This is a genomic window from Scytonema sp. UIC 10036 (assembly GCF_009725235.1).
In genome coordinates, this window is sequence record NZ_WJFC01000115.1 from 1 (window position 1) to 13838 (window position 13838).

Annotated in this window: 12 protein-coding genes and 2 pseudogenes; 7 read left to right on the top strand and 7 right to left on the bottom strand. The window is 41.7% G+C overall.

Translation table 11 applies throughout. The features are described 5' to 3' along the window. Nucleotides 1-37: 37 nt before the first annotated feature. The 3 genes from miaB to F7734_RS37940 all read right to left on the bottom strand — a co-directional run bounded on the left by miaB (nucleotide 38) and on the right by F7734_RS37940 (nucleotide 3542). Nucleotides 38-1399 (bottom strand): tRNA (N6-isopentenyl adenosine(37)-C2)-methylthiotransferase MiaB, encoded by a 1362-nt coding sequence (gene miaB / locus F7734_RS37930; protein WP_155749619.1) that lies wholly within the window; start codon nucleotides 1397-1399, stop codon nucleotides 38-40. Nucleotides 1400-1590: 191 nt separating this feature from the next. Beyond that, nucleotides 1591-1845 (bottom strand): hypothetical protein, encoded by a 255-nt coding sequence (locus F7734_RS37935; RefSeq protein ID WP_155749620.1) that lies wholly within the window; start codon nucleotides 1843-1845, stop codon nucleotides 1591-1593. Between the two features lie 362 nt (nucleotides 1846-2207). Continuing rightward, nucleotides 2208-3542, bottom strand: a complete 1335-nt coding sequence (locus F7734_RS37940) for a Rieske 2Fe-2S domain-containing protein (protein ID WP_155749621.1) — start codon at nucleotides 3540-3542, stop codon at nucleotides 2208-2210. Nucleotides 3543-4344: 802 nt separating this feature from the next. On the opposite strand from F7734_RS37940, the gene F7734_RS37945 reads away from it, so the two are divergent. Together F7734_RS37945 and fghA are read left to right on the top strand one after the other, a co-directional pair. Next, nucleotides 4345-4761: a hypothetical protein gene (locus tag F7734_RS37945; protein WP_207714308.1), complete on the top strand. Its 417-nt coding sequence runs from the start codon at nucleotides 4345-4347 to the stop codon at nucleotides 4759-4761. Nucleotides 4762-5236: 475 nt separating this feature from the next. Continuing rightward, nucleotides 5237-5920 (top strand): annotated as a pseudogene (gene fghA / locus F7734_RS37950) (S-formylglutathione hydrolase); the annotation flags it as partial. Between the two features lie 726 nt (nucleotides 5921-6646). On the opposite strand, the pseudogene F7734_RS37955 reads toward fghA, so the two are convergent. Continuing rightward, a pseudogene (locus tag F7734_RS37955) lies at nucleotides 6647-6805 on the bottom strand (ATP-binding cassette domain-containing protein); the annotation flags it as partial. Between the two features lie 835 nt (nucleotides 6806-7640). Here F7734_RS37955 and F7734_RS37960 point away from each other — a divergent pair. The 3 genes from F7734_RS37960 to F7734_RS37970 all read left to right on the top strand — a co-directional run bounded on the left by F7734_RS37960 (nucleotide 7641) and on the right by F7734_RS37970 (nucleotide 11654). Then, nucleotides 7641-8609: a DMT family transporter gene (locus F7734_RS37960; RefSeq protein ID WP_155749622.1), complete on the top strand. Its 969-nt coding sequence runs from the start codon at nucleotides 7641-7643 to the stop codon at nucleotides 8607-8609. A gap of 403 nt (nucleotides 8610-9012) precedes the next feature. Continuing rightward, nucleotides 9013-10374, top strand: a complete 1362-nt coding sequence (locus F7734_RS37965; RefSeq protein ID WP_155749623.1) for an ATP-grasp domain-containing protein — start codon at nucleotides 9013-9015, stop codon at nucleotides 10372-10374. A gap of 155 nt (nucleotides 10375-10529) precedes the next feature. Continuing rightward, nucleotides 10530-11654 carry a carboxylate-amine ligase gene (locus F7734_RS37970; RefSeq protein WP_155749624.1) on the top strand — a complete coding sequence of 375 codons (1125 nt, stop codon included), beginning with the start codon at nucleotides 10530-10532 and terminating at the stop codon, nucleotides 11652-11654. 227 nt (nucleotides 11655-11881) lie between these two features. On the opposite strand, the gene F7734_RS37975 is transcribed toward F7734_RS37970, so the two are convergent. Beyond that, the gene (locus tag F7734_RS37975) at nucleotides 11882-12061 is read right to left on the bottom strand and encodes a hypothetical protein (RefSeq protein WP_155749625.1); all 180 of its coding nucleotides are present in this window, start codon (nucleotides 12059-12061) and stop codon (nucleotides 11882-11884) included. An 18-nt stretch (nucleotides 12062-12079) separates the two neighbouring features. Between F7734_RS37975 and F7734_RS37980 the strand changes: the two genes are divergently transcribed. Next, nucleotides 12080-12415 (top strand): hypothetical protein, encoded by a 336-nt coding sequence (locus F7734_RS37980; protein ID WP_155749626.1) that lies wholly within the window; start codon nucleotides 12080-12082, stop codon nucleotides 12413-12415. Further along, nucleotides 12408-12863, top strand: a complete 456-nt coding sequence (locus tag F7734_RS37985; protein WP_155749627.1) for a type II toxin-antitoxin system YhaV family toxin — start codon at nucleotides 12408-12410, stop codon at nucleotides 12861-12863. The genes F7734_RS37980 and F7734_RS37985 overlap by 8 nt, the downstream gene beginning before the upstream one ends. Before the next feature lie 86 nt (nucleotides 12864-12949). On the opposite strand, the gene F7734_RS64275 is transcribed toward F7734_RS37985, so the two are convergent. Then, the gene (locus tag F7734_RS64275; protein WP_243147308.1) at nucleotides 12950-13108 is read right to left on the bottom strand and encodes a hypothetical protein; all 159 of its coding nucleotides are present in this window, start codon (nucleotides 13106-13108) and stop codon (nucleotides 12950-12952) included. Then, nucleotides 13101-13640 carry a zinc-binding dehydrogenase gene (locus tag F7734_RS37990; RefSeq protein WP_243147309.1) on the bottom strand — a complete coding sequence of 180 codons (540 nt, stop codon included), beginning with the start codon at nucleotides 13638-13640 and terminating at the stop codon, nucleotides 13101-13103. Before F7734_RS37990 ends, F7734_RS64275 begins: the two co-directional genes overlap by 8 nt. Between the last annotated feature and the right edge of the window lie 198 nt (nucleotides 13641-13838).

Sequence of the window (13838 nt, forward strand, 5' to 3'; positions counted from 1 at the left end):
AGGCATTGCGCCCGTACAAAGCCAGGAAATTCACTGGTCACTGATTACTGGTCACTGGTACAAGTGCTTCCCCTGTTAAACTGAAAGCTCGAACTTCAGTAATTCTGACATTGACTAACTGACCTTTAAGTTCCTGAATATCACCAGTAAAGAATGTCAGCCGATTACCACGGGTACGTCCCATCACCTGGGTTTTATCTTTCGGGTTTTGTTCTTCTACCAGCACTTCTTCAATGCGCCCCATGTAACGCTGCGATCGCTCGGCTGCTTTGATAGCCACCAGATGATTTAGCCTTTGGAGGCGATCGCTTTTCACCTCCTCGCTCAATTGCTCATCCCAGACTGCGGCGGGTGTTCCCGGACGTGGAGAGTAGGCGGCGGTGTTCAATTGGTCAAAACCAATATCTTCGACCAACTTCAAAGTATTTTCAAACTGTGCTTCGGTTTCTCCTGGAAAACCGACAATAGCATCAGCACTAATTGATGCATCTGGCATATATTGCCGGATTGTATCGATGATGCGGCGATATTTTTCGTGAGTATAACCCCGCGACATGCGTTTTAGTACCTCATTATCCCCTGATTGAAAGGGAATGTGAAAGTGTTCGCACACCTTAGGTAATTCCGCACACGCTTTAATCAACCGTTCGGTAAAATAACGAGGATGGGAAGTGGCGAAACGAATTCGCTCAATTCCCGGCACATCATGAACGTAGTCAAGTAAATCTGTCAAAGTGTGTTGGTGGCGACCTTCAGGTGTAACTCCTGGCAAATCGCGCCCGTAAGCATCAATATTTTGACCGAGTAAAGTCACTTCCTTATAACCTTGTCGTCCCAGTTCTTCCATTTCCGAGCGAATGGCGTCAGGTGTCCGAGATTGCTCAACACCCCGCACATTAGGAACAACGCAATAAGTGCAGCGTTCGTTACAGCCGTAGATTACATTTACCCAAGCAGTGACAGTAGTATCGCGTCGCGGCTTGGTAATATCTTCCATGATATGGATTGGCTCAGTCGCAACAACTTGATTGCCATCAAATACCTGTTGTAGCAAATCTTTCAAGCGATTGGCGTGTTGCGGTCCCATAACCATATCAACTTCTGGCACTCTTCGCAACAGCGATTCTCCTTCCTGCTGTGCTACACAACCAGCAACCACTATAGTTAGGTCTGGTTGTTCGTGCTTGCGTTTGGCTTGCCTACCCAGATAAGAATATACTTTTTGCTCGGCATTATCTCGTATGGTACAAGTGTTGTAAAGAATTAAATTTGCATCATTCGGGTCTTCTGACCACTCAAAGCCCATGTCTTCTAGGATGCCAGCCATGCGTTCTGAATCGGCTTTGTTCATCTGACAACCGAAGGTGGTGATATGATAGCGACGGGGTGAAGTGGTCATGGTAACTATAAAAGGAATGCGATAGCAAATTACACTATCTTCAAATTATAAAATTTTGCACCCCTAACGTGTGGATTAATTTGGCTGTAATATCCCCAGCTTGTTGAGAATAGTGTAAAGTGCTAAGTAAGTTGGCGAGAAATGGATGATACGAAAATTTCCCTGGTTGAAGCAGTTAATTATTTAATTCCTCATTCAAGAACTAGCAACGGCAAGTTTTTCACGTCTAAAGATTCGGATAAATAGCCCCTTACTAAATCTCCAACATACAACTGTCGAGCGGCAGTACACCAACAAAAGTCATCTGGCTGAGTAGCAGAAGGTTTAAAACAACCAACAAAGTAACTTCTATGCTGAGTATCGCTTGCTATAACCTGAAAACGAACATATTGTAAAAGTATATCTTGACGTTTCATCGATTTTGTCACAAGCTTTTGTTGATTCATTGTTTCCTATACGGCTTGGTGGTAAGTATAAAATAAAGCTTTCAATCCTTCATTCACAACATTCCTTAGAATGATGCTTGTGTATCTTTAGAAGGATGATTGTATAAATACGAACATAAAAACTCTATCCTAGGGAATATAGGGTCACCGTGCCAATGCGGTTTTTTCCAGTGGAAAAATCCTTGACCAACTGTTGTAGCGAGCGCTATCCTACCATGTATAAAACCGGGCTGCATTTAACAGCGTGGTTTAGTTTAGATAGAGCTTTGAGATTAAGAAATTAAATTCGATAGAGATGAGACAGCTTTTAGCAGAAAATAGTATTCATCTTGCTAATTTCAAACCAGGTGCCGTGCAGAAAATTAGTGGCGAGTATAAGAACGCTCGAACTTTGTTTGTAATCTACCTGCTCCAGTTGCCAAAGCAGTTATGACAAAAGCGGCGAAAACTGCTACTATTTGAAGCCAGTTAGCATCAGCAACTATGGCAGTCCCTGCAAGAACTATTGCGATACCGATAAAGGTTTGTTTTAGTCGAATAGTGGCTTGATATGCGCGGTTACACGAACTACATAATTGTGTGTGTTGCAATAATCTGTCTAAAGAAGCTACCTTATTGTTGAATTCATGACTGTCTATATTTTTAGAGGTGGAATAGCCTTGATAATAGGGCAACGAAGAACCGAATTTATCCAGCCACTTGCGGTATGCAATTACTAATGTATCGGAGGTTTTCAGCGGTAAATAAATTTGTTTTAAGCTTTCTCCTAACTGGTGAATTTGTAAATTTTGCCCAACCAAGAGTGCCATATCACCTTCTAATATATTATTGGTTTGAAAGTGATGCATCCAGCGGGGTTTAAGGTTGATGAACCATGTTAGTCCATTGATAAAATTTCTATGTAGAATCCGGCATTTATTCTTACCTAAAGGAATTGAATATAAAGCCGTTCCAGCATTGCAAGATTTACCTTTAATTTGAAAACTAAATTTGTAAAGAACTAAGTTAGGAGCAATAAAATCCACTCGTCCCCAACTGGTAGCGGATTTGCCAGCGCCTTTAACTCTAGAAAGAATACCAGCAATAGTATTTTCTTCTACTTCAATTTCTAGAGGTCGAGCATACTCTTTTTTGCTGAGTACACCATCGTGGCTGATAGGGACATGGGCTGGATCGATGACATTTTCGATAAATAATGTTTGGTCGTAAGGAAGATCGCGCATATAGTTAACACAAGCAAATTGCGGCATATCCAACTCGGGAATAATTGGGATGCCCTGCTCCAAGGCAGTTTCAACTTCCCCAGCCCACATCCAAATTATACCTTGCCTTTCGACGACCTTAAATGATTTCACGCAGGCATTAGCTGGTATTTTAGCATCTACTGGTAACTGAGGAATATGAAGACATTGACCATCAGTACCAAATTGCCAACCGTGATACAAACACTCTATTTTGCCATCAATTATTTGACCATCGGAAAGTTTAGCTGCACGATGAGGACAACGGTCAGTTAAACATACTAAATTTCCTTCTCGATCTTTAAATAATACTAAGGGTTCATCGTACAAAGAAAAGCTGTAAGGGAGGTTTTTCGGCAAATCTTGTAGAAAGCAAACAGGATACCAGCACTGCTTCCAATTGAATTTTTCTGCTGTTTGTGTAGTTGATTCTGTTGTATTCATATCTAAATTCATTGATAACTCCTAAATTATTTGCAGTATATTTAAGAATTTTTTGTAATGTAATTTACCTACCTAGAGTATAGTAATCCTATTTGGGTGACAAACGAATGGTATATTTATACTATATAGATATTTGTTAGGTTGAGCGCTTTGAGGGTTTGGATTAATTTCCCTTGCAAATTCCATACCTTCACGGTGTCCCCATTGCTATGACGAAGCTAACACCGTCCACGTTTATCGTCCAGCCTCTCAAAGCTTTTATCATAGATTTGCAGCACTCGCACACTAGGTCAAAAATTACCAGGTACGGAAATCTCTTACATTCAACACCTAAGTTTTGTCAGCAGTTCGCCTTCTTAACAAAACATCATCAATTGGCTGATAAAAAACTCCACCCGACGATTTAACATATATGAGGTGAGCGGTGCTTTTTGATCGCGTAAAATATGTTCATAAAGGAAGGTGCAATTGCATCTCAAACAGAGTCATGCTATTAGCCAAGGAAAAATTAAGCATGAATGAGAGGCGAAGCATGAATAATACAGACAATAATTACCACAATCGCAAGGTTTTTAAATTCCTATAAGGTTTTATATGAACCGGATTGTCATCATCGCATTTGTACTGTTTGGGCTTGCGGCTTGTGTACCAAAGTCAGATCCGAACCAGCCACCAATCCCTTCTCCTGGTAAACCCCAAACCTTGGTTGTCTACAACCTATGACTTGAACTGTGTATTTTCACATTCAGCCAAAAGAGGTAGGTGACCTTATCAGTACATGAATACTATAAATTGAGGAACGGAAAAAACTGAGGTGACACTTGAAGTTAAGGAACTGACAGGTATGACAGTAGAAGAGCTACGAAAAAACGACATGATGGCCCACTTGCTTGACTCCCTTGATGCAGGGAAGGACATCGGTCATTATGGTAGGTTAGTGTTTGCAATGGTTGCGCGTCACTTCTTAAGTGAATCAGAGTTAATTGATTATCTCCAAAAGGATAAAGATTTCAGCAAACAAGAAGCGCGTTCAATGTATTTACAGGTGCAGGGTAAAGACTATAATCCACCCCGACGCGAACGTATTCTCCAATGGCAGTCACAGCAGGATTTCCCAATTTGCCCCAATGCTGATGACCCCGATGCTTGTAATGTTTATAAGGACTTGCAGTTTCCAGAAGAAATATACGAGCAGATCTCCCACTACCACGAACAGAAAGCGGATAGCTAAGTTGTAGTCAAGGTTCAAATTTAAGGCGATCGCCAATTCTTTTCCACGTATTGCCTGAAGCTCATCAGCACTTGAGTTCATACATTACCCACGTCGAGCGGGGCTACATCAAAGTCAACCGGAATATTATAGCTGAATTGGGACAATTACAAGCATGACGAAACCGCATTCAGGGCAAGATGCTAATAGCGATAAACGAATCTCAACGGAAGACAGACGTATCGCTCTTCACTACATTGCATAATTTAGCAAGCTTTCATTGATAAATATTTAGAATCTCTTACACTATACGATACTTAAAACTGCCTGTGGATGCAAGAGCATTCGCAGGCTTACGCTAAATACGCCAACGCTCATTGGCACGAGCTGATCGACCGCTATCACCCGTCAATCTTATGGAACGATCTTGGTTATCCAGTTGCTGGAAACGCAAATAACACGATTGCTTACTTCTACAATAAAGTCCCATTAGGTGTTGACTAGCACCGAAGAAAATTTTATGGTCAAAGCGGGAGCACAACAATATGCTGCTAAATACGGTGTGATGCTTGTTGCGCCAGATACCAGTCCTCGCAATACTGGCATTCCCGGTGAGGATGACGAGTGGGATTTTGGTACAGGTGCGGGTTTTTATGTGGATGCTACGGTTGAACCTTGGTCATCTCACTACCATATGTACAGTTATGTTGTTCGCGAGTTACCTGCTTTGATAGCAGAGAATTTCTCCGTACAGTCAGACAAGCAAAGTATTTTCGGTCACTCTATGGGGGGACATGGTGCGCTTGTTTGTGCTTTAAGAAACCCCAAACAGTACAGATCGGTATCGGCTTTTGCGCCCATTGCTGCACCAATGCGTTGTCCTTGGGGTCAAAAAGTGTTTAATGGGTATTTGGGTGGCGATTGCGAAACATGGCGTGAGTACGATGCTAGCGAATTGGTCAAGCAGTATGGATACCACAGCCCTATTTTAATTGACCAAGGTACTGCTGATAAATACCTTGAAGAGCAGTTGCTACCAGGATTATTTGAGCAAGCTTGTGCAGAAGTAAATCAATCTCTCATTCTGCGTTACCAGGAAGGATACGATCACGGCTATTATTTCATAGCCACTTTTATTGAAGATCATATCCGGCATCATGCACTTATGCTTAAAGAGTAAGCTTAAGGTATAGTCTAGTTCTAAGTGTAGAAAATATCTAATTAATCATTGCAAAAGATGGTTACCCCCATAATGTTACCATCCATCAGCTTGATAACCGCATCCTTAAGAAACGCCAGAAAGACTAATACAGGACGGTACGGTAGAGTACAGACAAAAAACTGTAGTTGCGCCATACTTAAAATGGCAAAACCAGTCTATTGATACAAGTCGCAAGACTTGGTAGAAAAACCTTACACCTATATAGGCAGTAGGTGTGAAGTCGATACACCAATCATTCTTCTCAGTTATACTGAGAAGAACTATCATTTGATTTTTTTAGGTTCACTTTAAAAATTCAACACAGCAACTTCCTTTGTTGAATTGTGTAGTTAGTAGATAGATAAACTTCCCTTTATTTTGTAATCAAAAAATTATTTTTAGATCGCTGTTCAGACTAATCTCTGTGCGTTCGCTTATTTTGAGATCCGAAGGGGAATTAAAGCCTTAATGTAAAAGGAGAAAGGGGATTTTTACGTGAACCATTATCTTTATGTAAAATTTGTGACGATCACAAAAGGCTAAGGGAGGCGATGATTTAAGGCGTAGGCATAGGATAAATCATAAAATGACCAAAAGCTCCATGCGACTAAAAATGCCTGAATCTATTGTAAAGCCTGAATTACAAGCCCTGTAAGGCTTAATTAAATCTGGCGGTTAAAAATGAGCGAACGTACAGTTCAAACTATCTAAACTTTCAGTGACGATCGCTTGCGTGCGGTTATCCAAAGAACTGGTTGCCTCATCCATTAAAATAATTTTTGGCTTATTGAGAAGCGCCCTCGCAATCAATAATCGCTGCCGCTGTCCCCCAGAAAGATTGCTACCGCCTTCACTGATAATAGTACTTACTTTAATAAATTCCGTAAACTTTTTCTGTAGACCCTAAATACTAAACCTTATCCTATTTTTCCAACTTAAAATTTTTTATAAGGTGTAAAAACATACTTTTCCAACTTAGCTTTTTTAGCATTGTGGCTAACTTACAGCAAATTTCAACTTGGTGAGGTACGAAAATTACTCCCCTCTGTCCCCCTGATGCCTTGGGGGAATGAAAGGGGGGTGTACCTCATAAGACTGAGAAAGGCTACAACACTTGACATTTTAATAAAAGCAATGATATTCAAAAAAAACACTGCAAATACTTAAATTCCTCTACACACTCATACTTTGGAAAAATACTTAAAAGATATAAATTCACTCAAACTTTTATATAAAATTTACATATGATGTTGTAGCGCTCGTACATTCCCCGACTACAGCATTTCTATGTAACTTCGGTGAAGCCTATTTGAGCGCAAATATCTCGTAAATCGTCCAATTGTCATTTTTGTACCTCCTGTTCCTTTGCGTAAGTTCTACTGTCAATACTTTTCATCTATCTTGAACAAGATTAATAATGTATAAATCATTGCAATTTTAATTGATTTATAAATCTTCTTTTTGTGACAAAATAGATTACGGAGTTAAAAATCTCGCAACGTCAAATTAGGTTTTTTGGTTAAACTTAACGATCTGAGGTGCTGTCAAGGTAATATTTATGCTGGGTATCTCACTGAGTAAGTTTTCCATAGGGTCTGTGGAAATCACTAAGTAATATTGCTTATTGACAAAGTTGCTATTTAACTTACAACAAATTATCCAAGTAACTTCGAGCGCGAAACACTCATCAACACTCATTATGATTGAGAAAGTAGAATTCTCACAGTCACAAACAAAGCCAGCACTTGATTTGATTGATTTAAGCTTGTTATTAATAGCAGTAATGATTTTATCCTTAGCTGCAATATTTATCAAATTGAGCGAAAACGAACTAGGTCCAAATGCGACAATCTTTAATCGCCTTTGGATTGGGAGTTTAGCACTCTTGATATGGAAAGCGATGCCAACGGAGCGCGGCGATCGCGTCTACGCTCCGCCCAACACAACATCCCTTGACTATAGAGTGCAACCAACATGGACAATTCGCGATCTAGCCCTTTTTGTAGTATCATGTGGGATTTCTATGCTATGCTTACTCACTTGGGCTTGGTCTATAACTCAGACGAGCGTTGCCAACTCAAATTTACTGCATAATCTGACGCCGATTTTCGCTACATTAGGAGGTTGGCTATTTTTGGGTCATTTATTTGATGGCAGATTTCTCATTGGCTTAGTACTAACATTGGCGGGCGCGATCGCTGTTGGAGTTGAAGATTTGCAGGTGACACCGCAACACTTCATCGGTGATGCTGTTGCTTTACTCTCTGCTGTGTTCTATGCTGGAAGCTTTCTCATTAGCTCACAGCTACGAAGCAAGTTTTCAGCAACAACCATACTCCTATGTAATTGCACGGTTGGCGCTTTATTGATCCTCCCAATTGTCGTAATCCGCGAAAATCAAGTTTTCCCCAGTTCTGCTACCGGATGGTTGGCAGTCATCGGTTTAGGTGTTCTGTGCCAAGCGATCGGTCAGGGAATTGTAACTTCTAGCCTCAAAAATTTTTCTGCCGGATTTGTTTCCCTTTTCTTGCTGCTGGAGCCACTTATGACTGCAATCTTTGCTCGGATTCTCTTTGCAGAAAGGTTAAGTATCTTCAACTGGGTAGCTTTTTTTGTGATTATGGTAGGCATATACCTAGCAAAATCTGGTAAAGGCGCAGAACAGTAATATCTGCGTAAAAAAAGTAACTTATTCTAGGTATGTAGTTGCGCTGTCTTCGCTCTTACTCCCTTTCCGTTCTCAAATTACCAATCTTTATAGATAGGTAGTAGTAGGTAGGGCTAAAGCCCACCATTCACTATTGATAGACACTACCCACTCTACGAGTTTGAGTAATATAGCTGGCGGTTCGGGAGTAATTTTTGCATCACTCGTTTCACCGATTTAATCATCTTCATGCCCAATCGCCTTCAATGACTAAACTCCTGATATGATTTTTTCCGAAAAATTAAAACAGAAATTCAAAATGTGTAAAGTTTAGCTTTTTACCTCTTTTGGCACTGTCAAAGCAACAGAAACTAGAATTACTTTATAACAGAAAACCTAGATACTATATAAGCTAGAATATCCGATGACTGAAATGCAACCGATAAAAGCCCGTATTATAGCAGTTTTCCAAAACTTGGGAACTCTTTTATTACTGGCGATCGCTTTTCCGATTAACTTTAGCGTAGTACTAGTGTCGTTGCTATGGAATTTTTTCAGCAGATCGTTTCACAAGCAAGTGGTTTTGACTGATAATCCCAAAAATATCTTGATTGGTGGCGGTAGGATGACCAAAACTCTTCAACTAGCGCGATCGTTTCATGCTGTAGGGCATCGAGTCATTTTAGTAGACATAGACAAATACTGGTTAAGCGGTCATCGATTTTCCCGTGCTGTCGCAGGCTATTACACCGTACCAGCACCGCAAAAAGATTTAGAAGGCTACACTCAATCCCTACGTGCGATCGCCAAAAAAGAAAACATAGACTTTTTTATCCCAGTAGCCATTTTCGCCGTCAGCTACTTTGACTCCAAGGGCGAACCAGTGTTATCTGGCTGTTGTGAGATTTTTCACTTCGATGCTGACATAACGAAGATGCTGGATGACAAGTTTGCCTTTGCCGAAAAAGCCCGCTCGTTGGGTTTATCAGTTCCCAAATCCTTCAAAATTAAAGATCCAGAACAAGTTCTCAACTTCGACTTTTCCCAGGAAAAGCGCAAGTACATACTCAAAAGCATTCCCTACGACTCTTTGCGTCGCTTGAACATGACCAAGCTACCTTGCGACACTTTTGATGTGACAGCAGCATTTGTCAAAAGTCTGCCAATCAGCGAGGAGAAGCCCTGGATTATGCAGGAATTCATCCCCGGAAAAGAATACTGCACTCACAGTACTGTGCGAGATGGGGAGTTAAGACTGTACTGCTGCTGTGAGTCATCCGCCTTTCAAGTTAATTACGAAAATGTTGACAAACCTGAAATTATGCAATGGGTGAAACACTTTGTTCAAGAACTGGAACTGACTGGAGAGATTTCCTTAGATATCATTCAGGCTGATGATGGAACTGTTTATCCCATCGAATGCAACCCCCGCACTCACTCCGCGATTACTATGTTTTACAACCATCCAGGGGTAGCGAATGCCTATCTTAATAAAGAGCCTCTAGTTGAACCTTTGCAACCTCTACCTGATAGTAAACCTACTTATTGGCTGTACCACGAACTCTGGAGACTGACTGGGATTAGATCGTTGAAGCAATTACAAACCTGGATAATAAACATTTTGCGGGGTAAAGAGGCAATTTTTGAGGTGGATGACCCCCTACCCTTCCTAATGGTACATCACTGGCAAATTCCCTTACTCCTTCTCGACAATCTCCGAAGACTCAAGGGTTGGGTAAGAATAGATTTTAACCTTGGCGAGCTGATAGAGTCAGAGGAATATTAAATATCAACAGTCAAAAGAAATAAATACAGTGTAAGAAAACCGTTCGGTAGGAAGTCTAAAAACCTTACAACCCCCAGGTATAATTGCCACTACGATATCAACCATGCGTGACCGACAGCAACCGTCAAAGCGTTTAAGCGAAGGAGATATTTGGTATGTCAGGGCAAGTACAGAGGGCAGAAGACTTCACCATTGGTGTCGAAGAGGAATATCAAATTATCAACCCCACAACGCGTGAGCTTTGTTCGCGTGTGCAGCAAATTCTCCCGATCGCACAGAAAGCTCTTGGCGACAAGGTGCAGCCAGAAGCTCAGCTCTCACAAATAGAGATTGGTACACCCGTGTGTCGAACGCTCAGCGACGTGCGTTCCTCCCTTGTACGTTTGCGACGGGAAGTCATTACCGCAGCAGCCATTGACGGCAATCAAATCGCAGCTGCTGGGACGCACCCAATTTCATCGTGGGAACAACAGCAGATGATGCCCAAAGAACGTTATCAAGGGCTGTTGCGAGATTATCAACAACTCGGTCGCGAACTGATGATCTTTGGCTGTCACGTACATGTTGGTATCAGCGATCGCAATATGGCAATTAGTGTCATGAACCGTGCGCGAGTGTGGCTTGCCCCATTACTTGCACTCTCCACTTCTTCGCCCTTTTGGTTGGGTACGGATACTGGCTATGCAAGTTATCGTACAGAAATTTGGAGCAGATGGCCTATATCAGGTCCGCCATTAATTTTTGAGTCACTGGCTGAGTACGAAGCGCTTGTAGAGGCTTTAATCGCAACTAAAAGTGCAGAGGAGGCAACGAAAATTTACTGGGATATGCGTCTTTCTGAGCGTTACCCGACTGTGGAGTTTCGCATCACAGATGTATGTATGACGGTGGACGAAGCAGTCACGATCGCGGGGCTGGTGCGGGCGTTGGCACGAACTTGTTACTTGCAAGCACTTGCAAACAAACCATTCCCAGCCGCACGCCACGAACTTATACGTGCAGCTCACTGGCGTGCTGCACGCTATGGTTTGGATACAGATCTGGTAGATGTTGGGGAAATGCGTGCTGTTCCAGCGCGGGATTTGATAGAGAAGTTTCTTGCCTTTCTGCGCCCAGCGTTAGAAGAGTATGGAGACTGGGAGGAGATTTCATCGCTTGTGCGGGAAACGATGCAGCAAGGAAACGGCGCAACACGGCAGCGCGAAGTATACAAGCGTACAGGACGCTTGGAGGATGTTGTTGATTTCATCGTTGCCCAGACGACTAAAGGTATTGCCTAACTTTGTAACACGGCGATCTCGGCTACAGTTCGAGGTGTAAATTTTGATGACGGTTTTGATGCGCCAACTCGTGTTGCAATTGAGCGTAACAATGCGTTACGAATTGAGTGTCATATCATGTCCGCTTATATACCCTGAATAAAACTCACGCAAAGTCGCAAAGGCGCTAAAAAATGGTAGATCCCCTAAACGGCGTGCCCGACTTCCCCAAGTGTAGGAAGCTAACATTACGCCCGGACTAACTGAGACTTCGGATCTTTAGCTTGAGCGTTGTCATTGGGATAGTAAGTTGTTGCTAGGGGCAAATCGCTGTATGTACCACCACCATAGATTCCCTCAGAAGTTTCCCCTGTCGTGCGATCGCTGTTTGCCAACCCTCCCCACAAGTCGCTATTATGTAAGTACATCACGTATATACATTGAAAATGAGCAACTCATACAACATTCGTAGCACTAAAATTGGTAACAGCGCAGGGTTTCGGTTACCTGCTGAGTTTTACCGCGAACATCCTCAGTTTACCAATGCAGATGGTTGGATAGAGGTATTGTCCCCAGATACTGCGCTCGTGAGAATTGTCCCTCAATCGTGTGAGGATGAAGGTACGGAAGACTCGCTAATAATGCAGCTGTTTCTTGATTTTGCCATGACAGAAGCACTGAAAAATAATACACTGCAAGCTTATACAATCGAGATGTCTGAGGCGGCGCGTAAATTAATTGCGGGTGTGGAATTAGAGGACGAGTCGCTAGAAGATGCCTAAATTTGTCAGTAATGGCTGGGAGATTTTTTTTCATCCGCAACTATTTGGCACTCAATATCAAGAACTATTTGATCGTGTTTCTAATTTACGTGAGAAGTTACCGGAAACTCAGTTTAAAACTCATACAACCGTAAAGTTATTTGCGGCGATTACTGTTGCAATTGAAACCAAAATTCCTTCTGACCCTTGGGCGAGTCATTTTGCGTTAACGGGTGCGTTAAAACGCTACGGACGGGTAAAAAAGATGGGTTTACCTGAAAGATATCGGCTGTTTTTTCGTGCTTTTGATACCCCAGAGTTGAAGGCTATTGTGATTTTGTGGTTGGGGTTTCCCCGTAAAGATGGTGCAAAGGATGATTGTTATGAGGTGTTTACTAAGATGGTGGCGCGAGGGATATTTCCAGATAGTTTGGATGAATTGATTGCACATTGTGAAGCGGAGGGCTAGTAACTCCCACCGCCGATAAAGGCAATTTGTACATCTTTGAGCATATCTTCTCCGTATTATTCAAGTCATTTGATATGTTGTTGGTATCAAGATAGATTGGGCTGAATCACAGCTTTTAATACAGATCCTTGCTCTACATCCGCCAGCGCTTGATTAATTTCTTCTAGTGTGTATGAACGACTGATTAGATTTTCCCAAGCAATATTTTTTCTAGAATCACTATGACGTTTTAGTAATTCAATCATTCTGTAAAAATGGCAAATCAATTCCCCAAGTTCCACGAATATCAATATGTTTTAGATTAATCTCTAAGTGTGGATTGATGAGAATCTCACCCGTGTTAGTGTCATGCCCGACAATAACATAGCGACCTCCATTTCTAGTCATATTCAAGCCCTCTTTGATAGCAATGGGAACGCCTGTTGCTTCAATAGTTATATCAGCACCGTGTCCGTGGGTCAATTCCAAAACCCGCTCAATGTGTTGTTGTGGCTCGTCAGCTTTAATTGCAAGAGTTTCGTCTACATCGAATGATTTTGCAACTGCTAATCGGCTCTCAAATTTATCAATGACAATTACTTTGCCCGCACCTGAGAGCAAAGCTAGAATTGCCACACTCAAACCCACAGGTCCGCAACCCTGTACCACAACAACATCACCAATTTGAATCTGCGCTCGATCAATAGCGTGTAGTGCAGTTGGTAAAGCACATCCCCCAGCAATAAATTGTTTTGGTAAAACTTCTTCGGGTAATGTAAGAACTTTAACCCCTGGCATGCAGTTCCTTACATTTAAATTTATTACCTGACTGTCTAGAGCGCCAGTACCTTCGTCAAAATTAATGTTCATCCAGCACATAATTTTTGTACCTCCCCAGGTTGAAATTTGCTGTACTATTATCTAAATAATTCTAAAAAACCTCTATTTCTATTTGGCGATCGCTCAATTATGATTGTGTGATTATTTCATTTTTGA

Bases quoted from the DNA above. Each gene is read 5' to 3' on its own strand.
- F7734_RS37965 (WP_155749623.1), top strand. From the start codon at position 9,013: ATGACTGAAATGCAACCGATAAAAGCCCGTATTATAGCAGTTTTCCAA.
- F7734_RS37935 (WP_155749620.1), bottom strand. From the start codon at position 1,845: ATGAATCAACAAAAGCTTGTGACAAAATCGATGAAACGTCAAGATATA.
- F7734_RS37970 (WP_155749624.1), top strand. From the start codon at position 10,530: ATGTCAGGGCAAGTACAGAGGGCAGAAGACTTCACCATTGGTGTCGAA.
- F7734_RS37960 (WP_155749622.1), top strand. From the start codon at position 7,641: ATGATTGAGAAAGTAGAATTCTCACAGTCACAAACAAAGCCAGCACTT.
- F7734_RS37975 (WP_155749625.1), bottom strand. From the start codon at position 12,061: ATGTACTTACATAATAGCGACTTGTGGGGAGGGTTGGCAAACAGCGAT.
- F7734_RS37940 (WP_155749621.1), bottom strand. From the start codon at position 3,542: ATGAATTTAGATATGAATACAACAGAATCAACTACACAAACAGCAGAA.
- F7734_RS64275 (WP_243147308.1), bottom strand. From the start codon at position 13,108: ATGATTGAATTACTAAAACGTCATAGTGATTCTAGAAAAAATATTGCT.
- miaB (WP_155749619.1), bottom strand. From the start codon at position 1,399: ATGACCACTTCACCCCGTCGCTATCATATCACCACCTTCGGTTGTCAG.
- F7734_RS37980 (WP_155749626.1), top strand. From the start codon at position 12,080: ATGAGCAACTCATACAACATTCGTAGCACTAAAATTGGTAACAGCGCA.
- F7734_RS37990 (WP_243147309.1), bottom strand. From the start codon at position 13,640: ATGCCAGGGGTTAAAGTTCTTACATTACCCGAAGAAGTTTTACCAAAA.
- F7734_RS37985 (WP_155749627.1), top strand. From the start codon at position 12,408: ATGCCTAAATTTGTCAGTAATGGCTGGGAGATTTTTTTTCATCCGCAA.